At 39.3% G+C, this 19,229-nt stretch carries 17 protein-coding genes; all 17 read left to right on the forward strand.

The window, feature by feature from the left end:
• Nucleotides 1-6: 6 nt before the first annotated feature.
• The 17 genes from IEU71_RS01410 to uvrB all read left to right on the forward strand — a co-directional run bounded on the left by IEU71_RS01410 (nucleotide 7) and on the right by uvrB (nucleotide 19,200).
• Nucleotides 7-849 (forward strand): hypothetical protein, encoded by an 843-nt coding sequence (locus tag IEU71_RS01410; protein WP_004911444.1) that lies wholly within the window; start codon nucleotides 7-9, stop codon nucleotides 847-849.
• Between the two features lie 5 nt (nucleotides 850-854).
• The gene (locus IEU71_RS01415; RefSeq protein ID WP_004911443.1) at nucleotides 855-1,415 is read left to right on the forward strand and encodes a putative Ig domain-containing protein; all 561 of its coding nucleotides are present in this window, start codon (nucleotides 855-857) and stop codon (nucleotides 1,413-1,415) included.
• The gene (locus IEU71_RS01420) at nucleotides 1,396-1,779 is read left to right on the forward strand and encodes a fucose-binding lectin II (protein ID WP_233539830.1); all 384 of its coding nucleotides are present in this window, start codon (nucleotides 1,396-1,398) and stop codon (nucleotides 1,777-1,779) included. The genes IEU71_RS01415 and IEU71_RS01420 overlap by 20 nt, the downstream gene beginning before the upstream one ends.
• A gap of 147 nt (nucleotides 1,780-1,926) precedes the next feature.
• A complete protein-coding gene (gene tgt / locus IEU71_RS01425) occupies nucleotides 1,927-3,147 on the forward strand; it encodes a tRNA guanosine(34) transglycosylase Tgt (protein WP_004911440.1) in 1,221 nt (406 codons plus the stop codon).
• Nucleotides 3,148-3,227: 80 nt separating this feature from the next.
• Nucleotides 3,228-3,593, forward strand: coding sequence for a preprotein translocase subunit YajC (gene yajC / locus IEU71_RS01430; protein WP_004911433.1), 366 nt, complete (start codon nucleotides 3,228-3,230; stop codon nucleotides 3,591-3,593).
• A gap of 57 nt (nucleotides 3,594-3,650) precedes the next feature.
• Nucleotides 3,651-4,385, forward strand: coding sequence for an alpha/beta fold hydrolase (locus IEU71_RS01435; protein WP_004911431.1), 735 nt, complete (start codon nucleotides 3,651-3,653; stop codon nucleotides 4,383-4,385).
• Entirely contained in the window at nucleotides 4,372-6,924 is a 2,553-nt protein-coding gene (gene mprF / locus IEU71_RS01440; RefSeq protein ID WP_004911429.1) for a bifunctional lysylphosphatidylglycerol flippase/synthetase MprF, read from the forward strand. The genes IEU71_RS01435 and mprF overlap by 14 nt, the downstream gene beginning before the upstream one ends.
• 3 nt (nucleotides 6,925-6,927) lie before the next feature.
• Complete coding sequence (locus tag IEU71_RS01445; protein WP_004911426.1) at nucleotides 6,928-7,590, forward strand: YfbR-like 5'-deoxynucleotidase; 663 nt, start codon at nucleotides 6,928-6,930, stop codon at nucleotides 7,588-7,590.
• A 27-nt stretch (nucleotides 7,591-7,617) separates the two neighbouring features.
• Complete coding sequence (locus IEU71_RS01450; RefSeq protein ID WP_004911423.1) at nucleotides 7,618-8,277, forward strand: histidine phosphatase family protein; 660 nt, start codon at nucleotides 7,618-7,620, stop codon at nucleotides 8,275-8,277.
• A 192-nt stretch (nucleotides 8,278-8,469) separates the two neighbouring features.
• Nucleotides 8,470-9,411, forward strand: a complete 942-nt coding sequence (locus IEU71_RS10240) for an MFS transporter (protein WP_004911417.1) — start codon at nucleotides 8,470-8,472, stop codon at nucleotides 9,409-9,411.
• Nucleotides 9,408-11,189: an ABC transporter ATP-binding protein gene (locus tag IEU71_RS01465; protein WP_004911416.1), complete on the forward strand. Its 1,782-nt coding sequence runs from the start codon at nucleotides 9,408-9,410 to the stop codon at nucleotides 11,187-11,189. Before IEU71_RS10240 ends, IEU71_RS01465 begins: the two co-directional genes overlap by 4 nt.
• A 174-nt stretch (nucleotides 11,190-11,363) precedes the next feature.
• The gene (locus tag IEU71_RS01470; protein WP_004911414.1) at nucleotides 11,364-12,590 is read left to right on the forward strand and encodes a glycosyltransferase family 4 protein; all 1,227 of its coding nucleotides are present in this window, start codon (nucleotides 11,364-11,366) and stop codon (nucleotides 12,588-12,590) included.
• A complete protein-coding gene (locus IEU71_RS01475; RefSeq protein ID WP_004911412.1) occupies nucleotides 12,591-13,598 on the forward strand; it encodes an LTA glycolipid anchor biosynthesis glycosyltransferase, IagA/BgsA family in 1,008 nt (335 codons plus the stop codon). It abuts the gene before it with no gap.
• Between the two features lie 9 nt (nucleotides 13,599-13,607).
• Nucleotides 13,608-14,633 carry a lysylphosphatidylglycerol synthase transmembrane domain-containing protein gene (locus IEU71_RS01480; protein ID WP_004911411.1) on the forward strand — a complete coding sequence of 342 codons (1,026 nt, stop codon included), beginning with the start codon at nucleotides 13,608-13,610 and terminating at the stop codon, nucleotides 14,631-14,633.
• A gap of 4 nt (nucleotides 14,634-14,637) precedes the next feature.
• Nucleotides 14,638-14,901, forward strand: a complete 264-nt coding sequence (locus IEU71_RS01485) for a YkuJ family protein (RefSeq protein WP_004911407.1) — start codon at nucleotides 14,638-14,640, stop codon at nucleotides 14,899-14,901.
• Nucleotides 14,902-14,950: 49 nt separating this feature from the next.
• Complete coding sequence (locus IEU71_RS01490) at nucleotides 14,951-17,083, forward strand: LTA synthase family protein (protein ID WP_004911403.1); 2,133 nt, start codon at nucleotides 14,951-14,953, stop codon at nucleotides 17,081-17,083.
• 104 nt (nucleotides 17,084-17,187) lie between these two features.
• Nucleotides 17,188-19,200, forward strand: a complete 2,013-nt coding sequence (gene uvrB, locus IEU71_RS01495; protein ID WP_004911401.1) for an excinuclease ABC subunit UvrB — start codon at nucleotides 17,188-17,190, stop codon at nucleotides 19,198-19,200.
• The last annotated feature ends 29 nt before the right edge of the window (nucleotides 19,201-19,229 follow it).

Here is a 19,229-nt window from a genome sequence, read left to right on the forward strand (position 1 = left end):
GAAACTATGGGAATTCTAGGAACAATATTGGGTGCCGGTGCAATGGTGGGTAAGATTTGTGGCGCTTTTGCGAGCACATTGTCTGATACCAATGCGGGACGCTTAACTATGTGCTACACTGACCATGATGGACAGACACACTTATTATCTGACACTGGCTTATCAATCGGTGATGGCTCTTTTATCACAAGTAAAAATGAAACAACTGGTAAGGTTGATCATCTTTTGTTCAATCGCTCCTCTGAAAATGCACTCGAGATTACCCGTGCTAATGTTGATGATATCAAGGGTGATGACCCAATGAGTGAAAGCTTGCTCATTGGGCCAACTGATAAAGGTTATATTGAACCATTTTATACGAATTCACATTATCCAGTTGACACATTTGTGCAAGTCGTGCCAGTTAACGAACCCACCACTTTTAGAGGAAATGCTCTGGCGGCTGGCGGCATGATTTATACTGCGAGTTTTAAAAATTTAGTTGTTGATTCTGAAAATGTTAAATCAGGTTCTTATTTTCAATTGAATTATAATCAAGGCGCTTTGTTCTTTTCAAATGTTACCCTTGCGCCATCAGGCGTGGCCTATTTAAGAGTCACAGCGCATAATGGGATTGCGTTTAGCAATGAGGTTGAATTACCAGTTGTGAAGACTGGTAATAACTATAATTGTAAGTACTCATTTTCTGAATTTGGCATCAAAAGTGGTGATGTTGTTGACATTGATTTACGTGTGCTGTTTGGGGCTGCAGAAGCTTCAAAGATAAAACAATTACAAACAAATCGAGGCTTGAAAACAGCACCAATAAATGAACACGAGATGGATTTCATCTCACAATTACACCTTTAATTGTGATGGATGGATTTGTTCGTGGGCAATTGTTTGCTAACATCTATATTGGTGTTCCTTATTCAACAGTGATTGCTTACATGACGGACAATGAAGTTAATCCAAATGTGACATTTCAAATAGTTGCCGGGCAACTACCGGGGGGGATACTGTTTAATGAAACGACTGGTGAATTATATGGAACGGCAACGCCATTTGCGCAGACTCATGATGTGCAAGTGAGCACAATCAATGGTCATGATATTTTAACAGTACGTTTAAATATTTGTGCGACGGTTTCGCCACCACTTAAGATTGGACCATTATCTAAAATCATTATTTTTCAAAAAGGACAGTTTTTTGCACAAAAAATAGCGGTTGATGGCGGTGTTGGCAAGATAAATTATAGTTGTCACGGTTTGCCATGTGGCTTATATTGTCATGGGACAACTGGTGTGATTTATGGACAACCCATTGCGTTTGGCGGCGATACAACAATTACAATAACGGTGATGGATAGCCAGAACACAACAGATACTGTAAAGGTGATTATTAGAATGGTACAAGATGATGATGAAAGATATTAGAACTGAAACGCTTGAATTTCCAGCTGGTTATTTTGGTTTAGTGACGATGACAACGCAAGCAGGTTATGCCATAGAAGTTACTATTACTGATCAGAATGGTACGCAATTATTTTATGCGCAGCGATCAAGTAGCAATCCAATACCAACTATTACTGGCACATTTATCACATTGACAGACAATCCTACGGTGACAATTCGTTGTGATGATTCGACAGATTTAGATGTGCGCTATGAGCAACTCACTATTTCAAATAATGATGACAGTCTGATTACTCGTGATTATGTTTTCGTGGCGGAAGATTGGACCGACTACGATTATAATGACTTATTTTTATCAGTGTCAGCATGGCAACATAACGGTTAATAACGTTTACGTTAACACCTAGTTGCCTTTTTTTGTTGCAGTTGCGTTTGACAATGTTCGGATTTTTCACGTACAATAGTAAAGTAACTAATTAACTGAAAAGATTGATTTACAGAAAGATAACTTGCTAAATACGGAGAAATAACAATGGCAAAATCAGAACATCCGGCAGTGTGGTATGAACATCTGCATACCGAGAAATACACCGGCGCACGCAGAGGCCGTATCCACACGCCGCATGGCACATTTGAGACGCCTATGTTCATGCCGGTTGGCACACAAGGTGCTGTCAAAGGTGTTGGTACACGTGAATTAAAAGATATTGGTGCACAATTTATTTTGAGCAATACCTATCACTTATGGGTTCGTCCCGGGGATGAGTTAATTGCGCAAGCTGGTGGGTTACACAAATATATGGGTTGGGACCAAGCCATTTTGACTGATTCAGGTGGCTTCCAAGTCTTCTCATTGGCTGACGCTCGTAAGCTCAAAGAAGAAGGCGTCACTTTCCAAAATCACGTCAACGGGGACAAGATGTTTCTATCACCTGAAGTGGCAATGAGAATTCAGAATAATTTGGGTTCAGATGTCATGATGCAACTTGACGAAGCCATTCCGTATTTTGAAACTTATGAATACATCAAGGAATCAATGCAACGATCATTACGTTGGGCAGAACGTGCGCAAGTTGCCCACAAAAATCCTGACACACAAGCCTTGTTTGGTATTGTACAGGGCGCTGGTTTTAAAGCATTGCGTACAGAGTCTGCTAATGGTTTAGTTGGCATGGACTTGCCCGGTTATGCAGTCGGTGGCTTATCAGTTGGTGAATCTAAAAAAGAAATGAACCGCGTGCTTGATTTCACTATGCCACTGTTGCCAGAAGACAAGCCTCGCTACCTTATGGGCGTGGCAGCACCTGATTCATTGATTGACGGTGTTATTCGCGGTGTTGATATGTTTGACTCGGTCTTGCCCACTCGAATTGGTCGTAAAGGTACCTTAATGACACGCTTTGGTCGCGTCGTCATCAAAAATTCAAAGTACAAAAATGATTTCACACCATTGGATCCAGATTTGAGTTATTACTCACCTAATCCAATTCGCCGTGAACAATTTGGTAACTTAGCACAATATGATTTGCCGGATTACAACCCATTCCAGAATCTGACACGCTCATACTTACACCACTTGTTTAACGCCAATGAGTTACTAGGTGCACAATTAGCGTCAGAACATAATTTACGTTTCTTACTGCAATTCATGGAAGATATGCGTACAGCAATCGAGAATGATGAGCTACTAGCTTTCCGTGAGACAGTCATGGAAGAATACGGTTACAACAAACCAAATGCACGTCTTTTTTAAATTTGGTACAATAGAGATACTAGTAAAATTATGGGCTTTACTCAAAATATGACCACAGAATGAAGAAAGTAGGATATAACATGTCTTGGAATTTGATTTTGCCATTGGTGATTATCGTGGCAATGTTTTGGTTTATGTCACGCCAACAAAAGAAGCAACGTGAACAACAACAAACTATGCAAAACAGTTTGCAAAAAGGTAGTTCAGTTGTGACAATTGGCGGCTTACATGCGATTGTTGATAGCGTAGATACTGCTGCAAAAACAGTTGATTTAGACGCTGAAGGTGTTATTTTGACATTTGAATTGTCAGCAATTCGTACAATCAAAAACCCTGTTGCACCAGTAGCAGAAAAGCCAACAGTTGATGACTTAAAGCCAGCCGAAACAGTTGAAGAAACAGAAAAGATTACTGATGATACTGATAAGCCATCAGATAGCAAGTAAATTTTCTTAACGGTATAATAAAAGGGAGCGAAAGCTTCCTTTTATTTTGGAGAAAATATGAAAACACACGTTTTGACTATGCCTGATGGTACAAAAATTGTTTATGATGAATATGGAAATGACACGCTAACGACTGTTTTGCTATTGCATGGCAATGGTAGCTCTGCGCGTTACTTTAAGCGTCAATTACCAATCTATGCTGCACATTTACATGTCATTGCGATTGACTCAAGAGGGCATGGTCGCTCTAATAATACACAACCGGATATTAAGATTACTGATTTAATTAGTGATATTGAACAAATTCGTACGACGTTGCATCTCGACAAAGTGGTTATTTTAGGTTACAGCGATGGTGCTAATATTGCTATGAAATATGCCATACAATATCCACAGCATGTGGCACGTTTGGTACTCAATGCACCTAATTTGACTTCGGAAGGTGTGTACAAAATTCTCTGGTGGGGAGACAATGTTGCGCAAGTTGCGACTGCAGCAATGGCACCAGTCAGTGCTTATGCTAAACGTCGCCACCAACAATTACATGTGATGAGTGAACCACTTAATATTACTTGTCAGCAATTGGCGGATTTAGCCATTCCTACTTTGATAGTCATTGGTGAGTTTGATCTAGTCAAGCGTCGTCATATCGAACATATTGCTGAAATAATGCCACATGCACAAGTCATGATTTTAAAGGGACATGGGCATTTTGTCACTTACACGAACCCACGCAAGTTTGCGCAATTGGTGGCACCATTTTTAATAGGGGGAAATGATGCAAAAATTTAAAAACTTATTATTGCGGTTGGTGATTCCGACCATTACGTTGATTTTGGTGACACAATTAATCATTATGACGCGTGAGATTACTTGGCAGGCAATTTGGTCAAGTATTAATGACGTGGCATGGTGGCAAGCCGCTTTGTTGATTTTGCTTGGCTTTTTAGCGGTGATACCGACATTGTATAACGACCAAATATTAAGTCGCTGGCAAGGGTATCAATTGACAAATGGTGAGTTGTTACAGCGTTCATGGCTCGTTAATGTGATCAACCTTAACGTTGGTTTTTTTGGTGTCTTTAGTGTGTTATTACGGCGTATTTTTTATAGCGACCAAACACGAAAGAATGGTGTTAAGCCCTTTGTACAAATGTATTTTTTGGGACAAACTGGTTTATTGCTATTGGCAGTGCTAGTTTTGTTTGATTTGTTAGTTTGGCACAGTCATTATTTTGCCGATGAAATTGGTTGGTTGGCAGTATTAATCATCGTCGGCATGGCGGCTTTGGCAGTATCGTTAAGTTCACGTTTGAAAGCTTGGGACGGGCTGACATGGCCAGTTGCAGGACAGTTAATGTTAAATGCTGTGGTTGCTGTGAGTGCACAAATGATTTTGTTTTTAATCATTGGCATTATCATTAATGTTCAATTAAGCTGGTTAAATATTTTAATCGTCTTTGTTATTGCTAGTACAATTGCGTTGATTTCAATGGCGCCGGGTACTTGGGGTGCTTTTGAAGTCGCGGTTTTATTGCTAATTAGTTTGCTTGGCATATCTCGCGTGGATGGTGTCATTTGGCTAATTTTATATCGTGTGACCTTTAATTTGGTGCCGCTATTGAGCGCGCTGGGCTTGTTATTTTTCCGGCTATCAAAGCAGATAAATAATAATTTTCGTGGTGTACCACATTATGTTGCGCAAGCCGTGGTACATCGTTTGGTGACGATTGCACTTTATTTATCTGGTATTTTACTAGTGCTATCTGGTACGATGCCTCAAATCGTTGAGCGAATACCATTATTTAACCAACTTAGATTGTGGCCTATTACTTATGCGCTGGCGAATCAGTTACCTAGCATTTTATTGGGATTCTTGATTTTGATGAATGCACGTGGCGTAGCTAATCGTGTGGCGCGTGCTTATCAGTCAACCATTATTGTTCTAAGTTTGACGGTTGTATATGTGCTATTTTTCTATCGCCATCTATTACCTTTGATTTTGATTGGTTTGGTATTAATGGCAGTTATTTTTAGCAAAAAAACGTTATATCGGTCACAATTTATACACGCGTGGGAAGAGCAAACAGTTGATGGTGTGATATGGGGTGCCTTGATTGCCGGTTACTTAATGTTAGGCTTCATGCATGTGCCAAGTATTCATCGCCACTTTATTCATGTTGGTCATTTACCATCAATACACTGGTGGTGGTTAGGCGCCGTTACGATAGCAATTGTTGCGATTTCTGTTTGGCTGCTAGCACAATTTTTACATGCCAAACAACGACCATTGGGCACTGAATTTGATGAAATGCGCGTACAAGAAGTCTTATCACTCGGTGACAATCACTATACCAGCTTGATTTTTTTGGGTGATAAGCGACTTTATTTTTACCAAATTAAGGAACATGATGTTGTTGGGTTGCAGTTTAGATTAGTCAATAATAAGGCCATGGTGATGGGCGATCCATTTGGGGAGTCACATTATTTTGCTGAAGCCATGCAAGCTTTTGTTGAAGAAGCTGATCGACTTGGTTATGTACCAGTATTTTATGAGGTTAGTGAGCGTGTGGCGATGCTAGCTCATGAGTTTGGCTATGACTTTTTCAAACTTGGCGAAGAGGCGCATGTTAATTTGGCTGATTTTTCAACGGCTGGCAAAAAAATGCAAAATATTCGTTCAGAAATAAATCAAGCTGGTCGCGCTGGCTTTGAATTCAAAGTTTTGACACCACCATTCAGCCCAGCCGTCCTCACACAAATGCAGGCAATTAGTGATGAATGGTTAGCCGGTCGTGATGAAAAAGGTTACTCGTTAGGCTTTTTTGACCCTAATTATTTGCAACGTGGCGAGGTTGCCATTTTGGAAAAAGATGATCGCATTGAGGCGTTTGCTTCATTAGTTGTTTCACACACAGAAAAGCAGATGGCAGTTGACTTAATGCGTTTCACTGCTTCAGCACCTAATGGGGTGATGGATGTCCTTTTTGTTAATGTCTTCAAATATGCAAAGGCACAAAACTATGAAACTTTTAATTTAGGCATGTCACCCTTAGCCAATGTCGGGCTTCATCGACAAAGCTTTGGACGTGAGCGATTAGCTAACTTAGTCTATCAATTTGGATCCAAAGTCTATTCTTTTGAAGGCTTACATCACTACAAAAATAAATTTTCTCCTACGTGGCAGGCAATGTACATTGCTTATTCGAGAAAAAGTAGCATTATTGCTGTGATGATTGGACTACTGAAGGTTGATAATAAGGGAGTGGCACATGCACCAGAGATAGATTTGCGTTATACTAAAGACAATTTGGATGAGGAGGACAATTAAATAATGCCAATGCATGAATACTTTATGGGCATGACACAACTAGAGCTCATTAATCGCGCGCCGGGATTTTTCAAATATCAACCCCACAACGTAGCGGCGCACTCTTGGAAAGTGACTCAAATCGCGCAGTTTCTAGCGGATGTTGAGGAACAAAATGGCGCCAAAATTAATTGGCAATCGGTTTATGAAAAAGCCTTGAATCATGATTACACAGAACGATTTATCGGTGATATCAAAACACCCGTGAAATATGCGACCTCAACCTTACGGTCAATGTTAGCTGACGTAGAAGATTCAATGACCGAAAATTTTATCAAAACAGAAATTCCAGCGCAATTTCAAGCAGCCTATACGAGACGGCTTGGAGAAGGTAAAGACGACAGCATTGAAGGACAAATTTTGTCCATTGCTGATAAAATTGACCTGATGTATGAAGCGTATGGCGAACTTGAAAAGTTTAATCCAGAACCAGTCTATGTTTCAATTTTCCAAAGCAGTTTAGAAGCACTTTCTGAGTATCAATCAATGGCGAGTGTTAAGTATTTAGCCACTGAAATTTTACCAGACATCTTCCATGAAACTTTCATCCACAAAGCATTATTATATGATTTGGCGAAAAGTTTGCTACCTGATTTTGCTGCGAAAGTTAATAATGCTGAGCACTAAAATTTACCACTTAGAAAGGCAAATATTATGAAATTGTACGTTGTACGTCACGGGCAGACCATCTTTAATCAATTAAACAAAGTACAAGGTTGGGCTGATACACCACTTACTAAAAAAGGTGAAAAAGATGGTCAAATGGCTGGCCAACGACTAAAAAATGTCAAATTCAATGCTGCTTATTCTTCAGATACGTCGCGTGCTATCCACACGGCTGAGTTTGTTTTGGCTGAAAACAATAATTCCACACCACAACTGAAGTTTCTGCCCGAATGGCGTGAATATTTTTTTGGGAGTTTTGAAGGTGGTAGCAACGATATTATGTGGGGCGCTGTCGCTGATGCGCTCGATGTTAGCGAAAAAACGCCTGATGCGATTGCTGAATCAATACATGATATGACGGCTATCATGAACAAAATTCATGAAGTAGATCCGCAACATATTGGCGAAACTGCCGCTGATTTTTGGCAACGTATGTCCGGCGCACTGGGTCACTTAAACGCTAAGCATCAACCCAATGATAATATTTTAATTGTGACTCACGGCCAATTGATTGGTAACTTAGCGCAACACTATGGCCATCTGCAAGGCGCCCAGCGTCCTCGAAATGGTGCAGTTGCTGTCTTTGATTTGGATAATAATGGTTTGAAAGTGACTCACTTTAATGACATTGACACCATTTTTTCCTAAAAATAGATATATTTAAAAATTCTTTACTTTTATTGAGAAACAAAATAAACCTTTTAGCAATGATTTTTTCACAATTGTTTCTGAAAACATCATTGTTATTTTCTTCACAAAAATTTGATAAACGATTGACATTTTAGAGTGGAACCGGTTACAATATTATGGTAAGTGATTATCATAATTGAAGGAGATAACATGGTTAAACAAGATAGCCTGCTCACTAAGATTGCGTTTTTGGGCATTTCATTTGTCTTGACAAGTGCGTATGCTATTAACGGTGCGTTGCCACAAATGACTGAGGCATTGCACATTTCATCGACAGAGGCGCAGGTTTTGGCAACAACACCGTCTATCACGGTAACGGTTTTTGTACTCTTGAGCAGCTTCATAGCAGCAAAACTTGGTGACAAAAACACTATTATTTTGGGTGTGACGTTAGTGGGTCTAGCTGGTATTGTGCCAATGTTCACTGACTCGTATGCCATTATATTAGTTTTACGAACAGTATTGGGCGCTGGACTAGGCATTTTTAATTCATTGGCAGTATCCATGATTGCAGTAATGTACAATGGTAAAACACGCGCGGCGATGTTAGGTTATCGTGCGGCTGCTGAGCAAGTTGGACAAGCAGTTTTGACTTTATTAGCAGGCTTGTTACTAGCATTTGGATGGCGTGCGACATTTTTGGTCTATTTGATTGCCTTTCCAATTTTATTCCTGTTCATCAAGCGTGTGCCCGATACTTCAGAAATGACACCACTACAATCATCAAAAGATGATAACTTTGAACACGAGGTTGAAGAACGTTCGGCCAATTTTTCCGGTGGGCAAAAACAACGTTTATCAATTGCGCGTGGCGTGGTCGGAAATCCTAAAATTTTGATACTTGATGATTCAACATCCGCCTTGGATGCGCGATCTGAAAAATTAGTGCAAGAAGCGCTTGATCGTGATTTGAAAGGTACCACGACATTTGTGATTGCTGAAAAAATTAGCTCCGTATTACACGCAGATCGCATTTTGGTGCTTGATAATGGGCAACTTGTTGGTGTTGGGTCACATCAAGAATTATTGCAATCATCTCCTATTTATACAGAAATCTATGAGACACAGAAAGCGAAAGGAGCGAACGCATGACTGATATTAAACGCGCGGTTGTCTATTTTGCAAAATATCTTAAGCGTTATTGGCTCAGCTTAGCTTTTGTTACGGTTGTAACAGTCATTTCTATTTATTTTGAAGTTAAAGCACCAGTTTATATGGGTCAAGCTATTACGGAATTGGCTAATTATGTTGGACAATACATGAATCCTCAGACGCATCAAACTGCCAGCATGACGCCATTTTACAAAGCACTTGGCTTGATGATGTTGTTCTTCGTTGTGACTGCGATTACCATGTTCATTTCAAGTTTTATTTCCAGTCGCATTAGTGCGGAAGCTTCTGGTCGTATGCGAATTGGTTTGTTTGCCAAATTGCAGCGGATGACAATTAAGTATTTTGATACACATCGAGACGGTGAAATTTTGTCATTGTTTACGTCTGACTTGGATAATATTTTCAATGCGATGAACCAAGCTATTTTCCAGTTATTGTCACAATTTGCCCTATTTGTCGGTGTTATCTTGATGATGTTTAATCAAAATGTGAAGCTCGCATTGGTAACAATGGCTTCAACACCGGTTGCAATTATCGTCGCATGGTTTGTTATTAGTCGTGCACGTCACTATATTGATCAACAACAAGACGCCACTGGTAAAATGAACGGCTACATCAACGAGCAAATTAATGGTGAAAAAATCATTATTACGCAAGGATTACAAAAAGATTCAATTGCTGGTTTTGCCCCACATAATGAAACTGTCAAACAAGCAACTTTCAAGGGTCAAGTATACTCAGGTATGTTATTTCCTCTGATGCAAGGATTGTCTTTACTTAACTTGGCAATCGTGATATTCTTCGGTTCGTGGCTGGTTGTGCATGATGGTATGGATAAGTCAGTTGGCTTAGGCTTGATCGTAGTTTTTGTTAATTATTCACAGCAGTATTATCAGCCGATTACGCAAATTACGTCGATTTATAACATGCTTCAGCTGGCTGTTACTGGTGCACGTCGATTAAGTGATGTTGATGAGCAAGTCGAAGAAGTCACACCGGTCAATGGTCAAAAATTGACTGGCGTTGCATCTAATGTTGCGTTGAAGGATATTCATTTTGCCTATCAAGAAGATAAAGAAATCTTGCACGGTGTCTCAATTGATGTTCAAAAAGGTGAAATGGTCGCACTAGTTGGGCCAACTGGTTCTGGTAAGACAACCGTGATGAATCTATTAAATCGCTTTTATGATGTGACAGGAGGTTCTGTTACATTCGATGGTGTTGATGTCCGTGATCTAGATCTTAAGTCGTTGCGGGATCATGTTGGTATTGTGTTACAAGATTCTGTGCTATTTAGTGGCACAATCGCTGATAATATTAAATTTGGGGATCCTGAAGCTAGTGACGAAGCGATGATCTATGCTGCCAAACAGGCTAATATTCACGATTTTATCATGACATTGCCTGATACTTATCAAACCAAAGTAGATGATGAAAACTCGATATTTTCAACTGGTCAAAAGCAACTGCTTTCAATCGCTAGAACAATTTTGACAAATCCATCATTTTTAATTTTGGATGAGGCAACCTCAAACGTTGATACAGTTACAGAAGCAAGAATTCAAGCAGCAATGGATAATGTTATTGCTGGACGGACAAGTTTCGTGATTGCACATCGTTTGAAAACGATTTTGGGTGCTGATAAGATTGTCGTCTTAAAGGATGGACAAGTCATTGAAGAAGGCTCCCACGAAGCATTAGTTGCTGAAGGTGGCTTTTACGCCGAATTGTATCATAATCAAATGGTATTTGAATAAATCCGTTTAGCCACTAATTTTTCGAAAAATTAGTGGCTTTTGATTAGGAGAATAAGCGATGGTAAAAAAGGCTAAAAATGGGTCATTATTGGAAGGAAAACGCTTAAAATGTTATACTATTACTATTGCGTTTCATACGTACGTTTAGCGTGCGTTTAATTTTTGGAGGAGACAATGAACATTGGTTTGTTTACGGACACGTATTTCCCACAAGTCAGTGGGGTTGCGACCTCAATCAAAACTTTAAAAGAGGCATTAGAAGCTCAAGGACATCAGGTTTACATATTTACCTCGACGGATCCCAAAGTGCCTAAAAATAAATTTGAACCACATATTTATCGTTTTTCAAGTGTGCCATATCTCGGTTTTAAGGATCGACGATTGGCTTTTCGTGGTTTAATTCAAGCTGTTGAAATTGCTAAGTCGGTCCAACTTGATATTGTACACACACAAACTGAGTTTTCACTTGGTTTGTTGGGTAAATTTGTGGCGCGACAACTCAAAATTCCGGCTGTGCACACGTATCATACAATGTATGAGGATTACACACATTATTTTGCCAAAGGAATGCTCATTGGACCAAATGGTGTGGGTCGCATCATGAAAGCCTATATGATGAGTATGGCTGGCGTTATTGCACCTTCTAAATTAGTACAAGATACACTGGTACGCTATGGTATTACAGTACCAATGCGAATTATACCAACCGGCGTATCACTACCGAAGCGTCGCTCTACACAAGTTAATTTGCGACATAATTATCATTTTTATGATACACAACCAATCATTTTGTCTCTAGGTCGATTGGCTTTTGAAAAAAATGTCGCCATGACAATTTCGGTTTTTTCAGAGTTGCTGCAAGTGATGCCAGATGCGCGTTTAGTAATTGCCGGTGATGGACCAGCTAGAAAATCTCTGTTTGAGCAAGTGGCAGAGCTTGAATTAGAAGATAAAGTTATTTTTACAGGGATGGTTAATCACGAAGATATTGGCGATTATTACCAAATGGCAAATGTATTCGTCAGTTCATCAGACACGGAAACGCAAGGCTTAACATTTATTGAAGCTATGGCTGCCAATCGTCCTTTTGTGGCGATTTATTCTCCATACTTGGATAATTTAGTTGACAATGAAGCAATTGGCACATTAGTTAGTGATTATGATGAATTGTTGGCAGCGGTTCAAAAATATCTTGAACGACCTAATACATTGGCAGATGAGCAAGTTCGTCAAGCTAAAATGAAAGATGTTGATGCCACAAAATTTGCTGAACGTGTCTTAGCTTTTTATCAAGATATCTTGGCCGACTATCACGCTGATGATGTTGATGACGAGTATCCCAATGACGAAGAGGTCGGCTACATGAAGCGTATCTTGCGCAATCCATTTAGGAGAAGTTAATTGAAAGTTTTACTTTACTTTGAAAATCAAAAGTTAATTGCAAAATCCGGTATAGGTCGTGCCTTGAAATTACAGCAAGAAGCGCTATCACATACTGACGTGGTTGTCACAACTGACCCTAAGTCGACAGATTATGATATTTTGCACATTAATACTTATGGTGTTGAGAGTCATCACATGGTTAATAAGGCACATAAGTTGGGGAAAAAAGTGGTTTATCATGGCCATTCTACCTATGAGGATTTTCGTAACTCATTTATTGGATCTAACATGATTGCGCCGTTGTTTAAACGTTATTTAGTATCGTTGTATTCGAAGGCTGATGCGATTATCACCCCAACGCCATATTCTAAGCAACTTTTACGTGGCTATCGGCTAAGCCAACCAATCATACCAATATCAAATGGTATAGCTTTGGAAAAATATGCACATGATGACGAAAAAATCCGTCAATTCCGAGATTATTTTGATTTGTCGGATGAACAGAAAGTAGTCATGAGCGTTGGATTATTTTTTGAGCGAAAGGGTATTTTAGATTTTGTTGAATTGGCAAAACGCCACCCTGAGTATGTGTTTATTTGGTTTGGCTATACTGATTTAAGATTGGTGCCGGGTAAAATTAGTCGCCTCATTAAGGGGGATCATCCACGAAACTTGATTTTCCCCGGTTACATTACCGGTGATGTGATTCGTGGCGCCTTTCAAGGTGCGGATTTATTTTTATATCCATCTTATGAAGAAACTGAAGGTATTGTTGTGCTCGAAGCATTAGCATCAAAGCAAAATGTGTTAGTGCGTGACATTCCTGTTTATCATAATTGGTTACAGGATGGGATAAACAGTTACAAAGCGCACAGTTTTGATGAATTTGAAAGTAAAATGCAACAAATATTAAATGGTGAATTAACAGATTTGCGAGATGAGGGGTATCAATTAGCAAAAGCTCGTAATTTACCGGAAATTGGTCAACAGTTAAAAGCTGTTTACACGAATTTATTGGGGAAGTGAGTCTTAACAATGTTAAAACGTGATAGATTATCAATCATTATTGTGACCGTTTTAACCGCGGGTGTTATTTATTTTTTAACGCGGGAATTAAGTGGCAAAGGAAAGCAGCTTGAAGAAGCACTGAAACATCTTGATTGGCGCTGGTTAGTGGGCGGTCTCTTGATGATGATTGTGTCAATTGCCTTTGAAGCCGCGGCAACACGAGTGCTATTGAACAGAACGGACCGAAAAAACACTTCGTTTTTCGCCTTACTACGTGTACCTTTACTGAACTTATTAGGTACAGGTGTAACACCTTTTGCTACTGGGGGGCAACCCGCTCAATTGTACGGATTAGCGAGGGCAGGTGTTGAATCTGGTCGGGCAATGTCTGTTATTTTAATGAAATTTTTAGTCTACCAAGTCGTTGTCGTGCTATTCTTTATAGTAGGTTATGTTGCGGCAGATAATTTCATCTATTCACAAGTTGCGCCAACCTTTGCGACATTCATTCCATTTGCGATTGCTATTCACGCGGTTGTCATTGTGGGTATTGCCTTGGTGATGTTTTGGCCATCTTTGACTTTACGTCTAGTCGATTTTGTGGCCCCACTGTTTAAACGCGTTATGTCAAAACAACGGTTTGACAGTGTTATTTCAACGACGAAACAAAAAATTGATAACTTTCATGAAGAGTCACGACGAGTAATTAGTAGTTGGCAATCATTAGTCGGTTCATCAATATTTACGATGATGCAGCTGGTTGTTTTTTATTTGATTCCTTATTTTGTCATTCGTGCGTTCGGTTATGCTTCGGTAAATCCTTGGCTAATTGTCACAATGAATATTATGATTGTTATGGTTATTTCGTTATTTCCAATCCCTGGTGGTGTTGGTGGTGCCGAGTTAAGTTTTCAGCTCCTGTTTTCACCATTCGTTGAAAATTCAGCTACGCTGATTTTAGTCATTTTGATTTGGCGATTAATTACGTATTATTTTGGTATATTTGCTGGTATCATTGCATATATAATACCAGCGCGAAAAAATGTGAGGTAAGCGCATGGACAATGACACACGTCACACAAGTGATTTGAAACAAATCTTAAACCGACTCAGAGCGATGATCGATTCAACCGATAATGCCGTTCAAACGCGTCGCTTTGATGCATTTGGCATTGAGGCACTACAAGTTACTTATGACCAATTAACGCAAATATGGACTGTTCGAGAACATCGAGAGGTGCGACAATTCCAATTTGATGATATCGACCTCGTAGCGATTGAAATTTACGATGTGCTACATGATTTCAAACTAATTTATTAGGAGAGCACCAAGCAATTTTCTTAATTTAGCAAGGAGTGCGTTGACGACAATGAAACGTTTATTAAAATTAATTTCTAGTCCTAAAACATGGTGGCGACAAATAAAACGTACGATGGATACATCGGCACCAATTGTTTGGTTTTTTATTCTGAATGTGATGTTGGTTTGGCTGAAAATGTTTGCCGAATATCATATGAACTTTAACTTAGGGGCGGAAGGCGCAACACAGCAATTTTTGTTGTTTCTAAATCCAATTCCAACGGCTATTATATTTATTAGTATCGCCCTATATTTTCGTGGTGCATTGAGTTACTGGTTGGCGATTATTTTCAACTTAATTCAATCTGTTTGGCTGTTTGCAAACATGCTGTACTATCGAGAATTTTCTGATTTTCTATCGATGGGTATTTTAGGATCAGGGAGTTCGACCGGTAATAACTTGGGCAAATCTATCGCTGCGATTATTCATTGGACCGATTATTTGGTTTTCATAGACATCATTATTTTGATTGCTCTGGTTGTTTTTAAGCAGTTAACAATTGACCGCAAAGGTGTTCAGAAAAAATTTGCTATTTTGACAACATTGTTTGGTGTGATTTTAATGTTTGTTGACTATGGTATTGCATCGACGAACCGTTCAGGATTGTTGACGCGTTCGTTTGATAATAATTACATTGTTAAATATCTTGGGTTGAATGAGTATGTTGTGTTCAATGCAGTTCAAACTTATAATCAAACAGAAAGTCGGAAGCGTGCTAAACCAACCGATTTGGCTAAAGTTAAAAAATTTGTTGCAACACAAAAATTGCCAGATAATATTCAATACTATGGTACACAAAAAGGCAAAAATGTTTTTATGATTCACTTGGAATCATTCCAACAATTTTTGATTGATTATAAAGTTGACGGTCAAGAAGTAACGCCTAATTTAAATAAGTTTTATCATGACCAAAATACGTTGAGCTTTGATAATTTTTATAATCAAGTGGGGCAAGGTAAAACTTCTGATGCTGAAATGATGCAGGAAAATTCATTGTTTGGCTTAGCAACTGGTTCAGCAATGGTTAAATATGGCACCAATAATACGTTTGAGTCATTGCCGGCTATTTTGGGACAACGTGGTTATACGACGGCAGCCTTTCATGGCGATGTTGCCAGCTTTTGGAACAGAGATAATACCTACAAATCATTTGGTTACGACTATTTCTTTTCAAAATCTTACTATTCCAACGCTAATAAGGCGAACTATAACATTGGTTATGGGATGAAAGACAAAATATTCTTACGAGATAGTGCTCAGTACATTGAGCAACTGCCACAACCATTCTATGCAAAGTTAATCACGGTTACTAACCACTACCCATACGATTTAGATAAGCAAAACATTGATTTTCCGGCGACCAAAACAGGTGATAATACAGTTGACGGCTATGTTCAAACAGCTCATTATTTGGACCAATCTTTTGGCGAATTAATGACGTACCTTAAAAAAGTTGGACTCTATAATAATTCAGTGTTTGTGCTTTATGGTGACCATTATGGTATTTCTGAAAATCATCAACCAGCAATTGCGCAATTACTTGGAAAAGACAAAGTCACGAATTACGATTTAGCCAATTTCCAAAAGGTACCGTTTATGATTCATGCGACTGGTCTCAAAGGTGGTATTAATCACACTTATGGTGGTGAAATTGATATGATGCCAACTTTGTTGGACGTGTTAGGCGTGCCAGATGATGGGATGACTATGTTTGGGCAAGATATGCTATCGAGCAATTACAAAGGTAAAGTTGTTTTCCGAGATGGTGATTGGATAACGCCAAATTATACAAAGTTTAATAATCAATACTTTAATACGCAAACGGGAGAGCAGGTCACAGAAAGTGCCGATAAGCAACTGAAAAAGGTAGCCAAAACTATGTCAGCTTATGCGACAAAAGTGCTTGGCTATTCAGATGAGGTTATCACTGGTGATTTGCTGAGATTTGATACATCACGATCAGACTTCCATGCGGTAAACAAAAAAGATTATAATTACAAAAAGTCTGCTGGTTTAGCAGCCTTGAAAAAGGCACAAAAAAGTAATCCATCAAGTATTTTGGCACAAAATAAGGGCAAATCCACATTGAGCGATTATGTGACAGATGCACCTGAGTTAAAAAGTGACGATTCAGATAAGTAAAAAATGGCGAACAAGGTTCAACTAGAACATTTGTTCGTTTTTTGATATAATGAAATAAGATTGTCTCAAAAAATAGTGATACGGTGACGAAAAGAGAAAATAATATGATTGAACACCAAACAGATCATGAATTTGAAGTGGTCTCAAAATATCAGCCAACCGGTGATCAGCCGCAAGCCATCGAGCAGCTAGTCAGTGGTTTAAATAATAATGTAAAAGAACAAATTTTACTTGGTGCTACGGGCACAGGTAAGACATTTACTATTTCGAACGTCATTAAGAATGCGCAAAGGCCAACACTAGTTCTTAGCCATAATAAAACGTTAGCAGGCCAACTGTATAGCGAATTAAAAGAATTTTTTCCAAATAATGCTGTCGAATATTTTGTATCATATTATGATTATTATCAACCAGAAGCTTATGTACCAAGTTCCGATACTTTTATTGAAAAAGATTCCGCTGTCAATGATGAGATTGATAAATTACGTAACTCGGCAACAAGTGCGTTGTTAGAACGACGTGATACAATCGTGGTGGCTTCTGTCAGTTCGATTTTTGGATTGGGTGATCCACATCAGTATAAAGATCATGTCATTAGTTTGCGGGTAGGCAATGAGTACGGTCGTGACCAACTAATGCGTGACCTTATTGACGTTCAATTTACACGAAACGACATTGATTTTCATCGTGGCACTTTCCGAGTTCGTGGTGATGTCGTCGAAATTTTTCCAGCGTCACAGGATGAAATGGCGCTACGCGTAGAATTTTTTGGTGATGAGGTTGATCGTATCCGAGAAATTAATTCTTTAACAGGCGAAACAGTAGCAGAACGTGAGCATGTTGCCATTTTTCCAGCTAAGCATTTCATGACAGATGACGACCAAATGCGTGTTGCGCTTGAGGGTATTCGCCAAGAAATGAACGAACAAGTTGCAAAGTTTGAAAAAGAAGGTAAATTAATCGAAGCACAGCGCATTAAGCAACGTACTGAATATGATTTAGCCATGCTCGAAGAAATGGGATTTGTTGGTGGTATTGAAAACTATTCACGTTGGATGGATGGCCGTCAAGCCGGCGAGCCACCATTTACACTTCTTGACTTTTTCCCAGATGATTTTCTGATTGTGGTGGATGAAAGCCATGTGACAATGCCGCAGGTAAGGGGGATGTTTAATGGCGACAAGGCGCGTAAAGAAACATTGGTGAACTATGGTTTTCGATTACCAAGTGCATTAGATAATCGGCCACTAACATTACCAGAATTTGAGCAACATGTGAATCAAATCATTTACATGTCAGCCACACCGGGCGATTATGAAATGAACCGTGTAACACCTGATCATATCGCACAGCAAATTATTCGTCCCACTGGTCTGCTTGATCCAGAGGTTGAGGTACGTCCAGTTATGGGCCAAATTGATGATTTGGTGGGCGAAATTAATTTGCGATCGAAACGTGACGAACGCGTCTTCATTACGACGCTTACTAAGCGGATGGCAGAGGATTTAACTGATTACTTAAAAGATTTGGGCATTAAAGTTGCCTACTTACATGCTGACATCAAGACATTAGAGAGAACGGAAATTATTCGTGATTTACGTTTAGGGAAGTACGATGTTTTGATTGGCATTAACTTGTTACGTGAAGGTATTGACGTGCCTGAAGTGTCCTTAGTGGCAATTTTAGATGCGGACAAGGAAGGCTTTTTGCGTAATCCGCGCTCATTGATTCAAACTATTGGCCGTGCAGCACGTAACGAAAATGGTCATGTCATCATGTATGCCGATAAAATCACAGCGTCGATGGCAGAAGCAATGGCAGAAACTAGTCGACGTCGTGAGATACAAATGGCCTATAATGAAGCGCATGACATTACGCCAAAGACCATTAAAAAGGAAATTAGAGACCTTATTTCAATTACGCACGCTGCTGTTTCGGATGAAAAAGCAGTTGATTTGACGCAAGTGGCGTTTGATGATTTGCCAGCAGATGAGCAACAGGCTATTATTGATAATTTGACGGCACAAATGAAAGCAGCTGCTAAAGCGCTGGACTTTGAAGAAGCCGCGCAATTGCGTGATAGTGTCATGACATTAAAAACACGTGCTGGTCATTAACCAACACTATTTAAATTAATTTAAAGAGA

This window comes from Leuconostoc falkenbergense (assembly GCF_014634805.1).
GTDB classification, from domain to species: domain Bacteria; phylum Bacillota; class Bacilli; order Lactobacillales; family Lactobacillaceae; genus Leuconostoc; species Leuconostoc falkenbergense.

Bases quoted from the DNA above. Each gene is read 5' to 3' on its own strand.
- IEU71_RS01420 (WP_233539830.1), top strand. From the start codon at position 1,396: ATGATGATGAAAGATATTAGAACTGAAACGCTTGAATTTCCAGCTGGT.
- IEU71_RS01465 (WP_004911416.1), top strand. From the start codon at position 9,408: ATGACTGATATTAAACGCGCGGTTGTCTATTTTGCAAAATATCTTAAG.
- IEU71_RS01410 (WP_004911444.1), top strand. From the start codon at position 7: ATGGGAATTCTAGGAACAATATTGGGTGCCGGTGCAATGGTGGGTAAG.
- IEU71_RS01485 (WP_004911407.1), top strand. From the start codon at position 14,638: ATGGACAATGACACACGTCACACAAGTGATTTGAAACAAATCTTAAAC.
- IEU71_RS01480 (WP_004911411.1), top strand. From the start codon at position 13,608: ATGTTAAAACGTGATAGATTATCAATCATTATTGTGACCGTTTTAACC.
- yajC (WP_004911433.1), top strand. From the start codon at position 3,228: ATGTCTTGGAATTTGATTTTGCCATTGGTGATTATCGTGGCAATGTTT.
- IEU71_RS01490 (WP_004911403.1), top strand. From the start codon at position 14,951: ATGAAACGTTTATTAAAATTAATTTCTAGTCCTAAAACATGGTGGCGA.
- mprF (WP_004911429.1), top strand. From the start codon at position 4,372: ATGCAAAAATTTAAAAACTTATTATTGCGGTTGGTGATTCCGACCATT.
- IEU71_RS01470 (WP_004911414.1), top strand. From the start codon at position 11,364: ATGAACATTGGTTTGTTTACGGACACGTATTTCCCACAAGTCAGTGGG.
- IEU71_RS01415 (WP_004911443.1), top strand. From the start codon at position 855: ATGGATGGATTTGTTCGTGGGCAATTGTTTGCTAACATCTATATTGGT.
- uvrB (WP_004911401.1), top strand. From the start codon at position 17,188: ATGATTGAACACCAAACAGATCATGAATTTGAAGTGGTCTCAAAATAT.
- tgt (WP_004911440.1), top strand. From the start codon at position 1,927: ATGGCAAAATCAGAACATCCGGCAGTGTGGTATGAACATCTGCATACC.
- IEU71_RS01435 (WP_004911431.1), top strand. From the start codon at position 3,651: ATGAAAACACACGTTTTGACTATGCCTGATGGTACAAAAATTGTTTAT.
- IEU71_RS10240 (WP_004911417.1), top strand. From the start codon at position 8,470: ATGGTTAAACAAGATAGCCTGCTCACTAAGATTGCGTTTTTGGGCATT.
- IEU71_RS01445 (WP_004911426.1), top strand. From the start codon at position 6,928: ATGCCAATGCATGAATACTTTATGGGCATGACACAACTAGAGCTCATT.
- IEU71_RS01450 (WP_004911423.1), top strand. From the start codon at position 7,618: ATGAAATTGTACGTTGTACGTCACGGGCAGACCATCTTTAATCAATTA.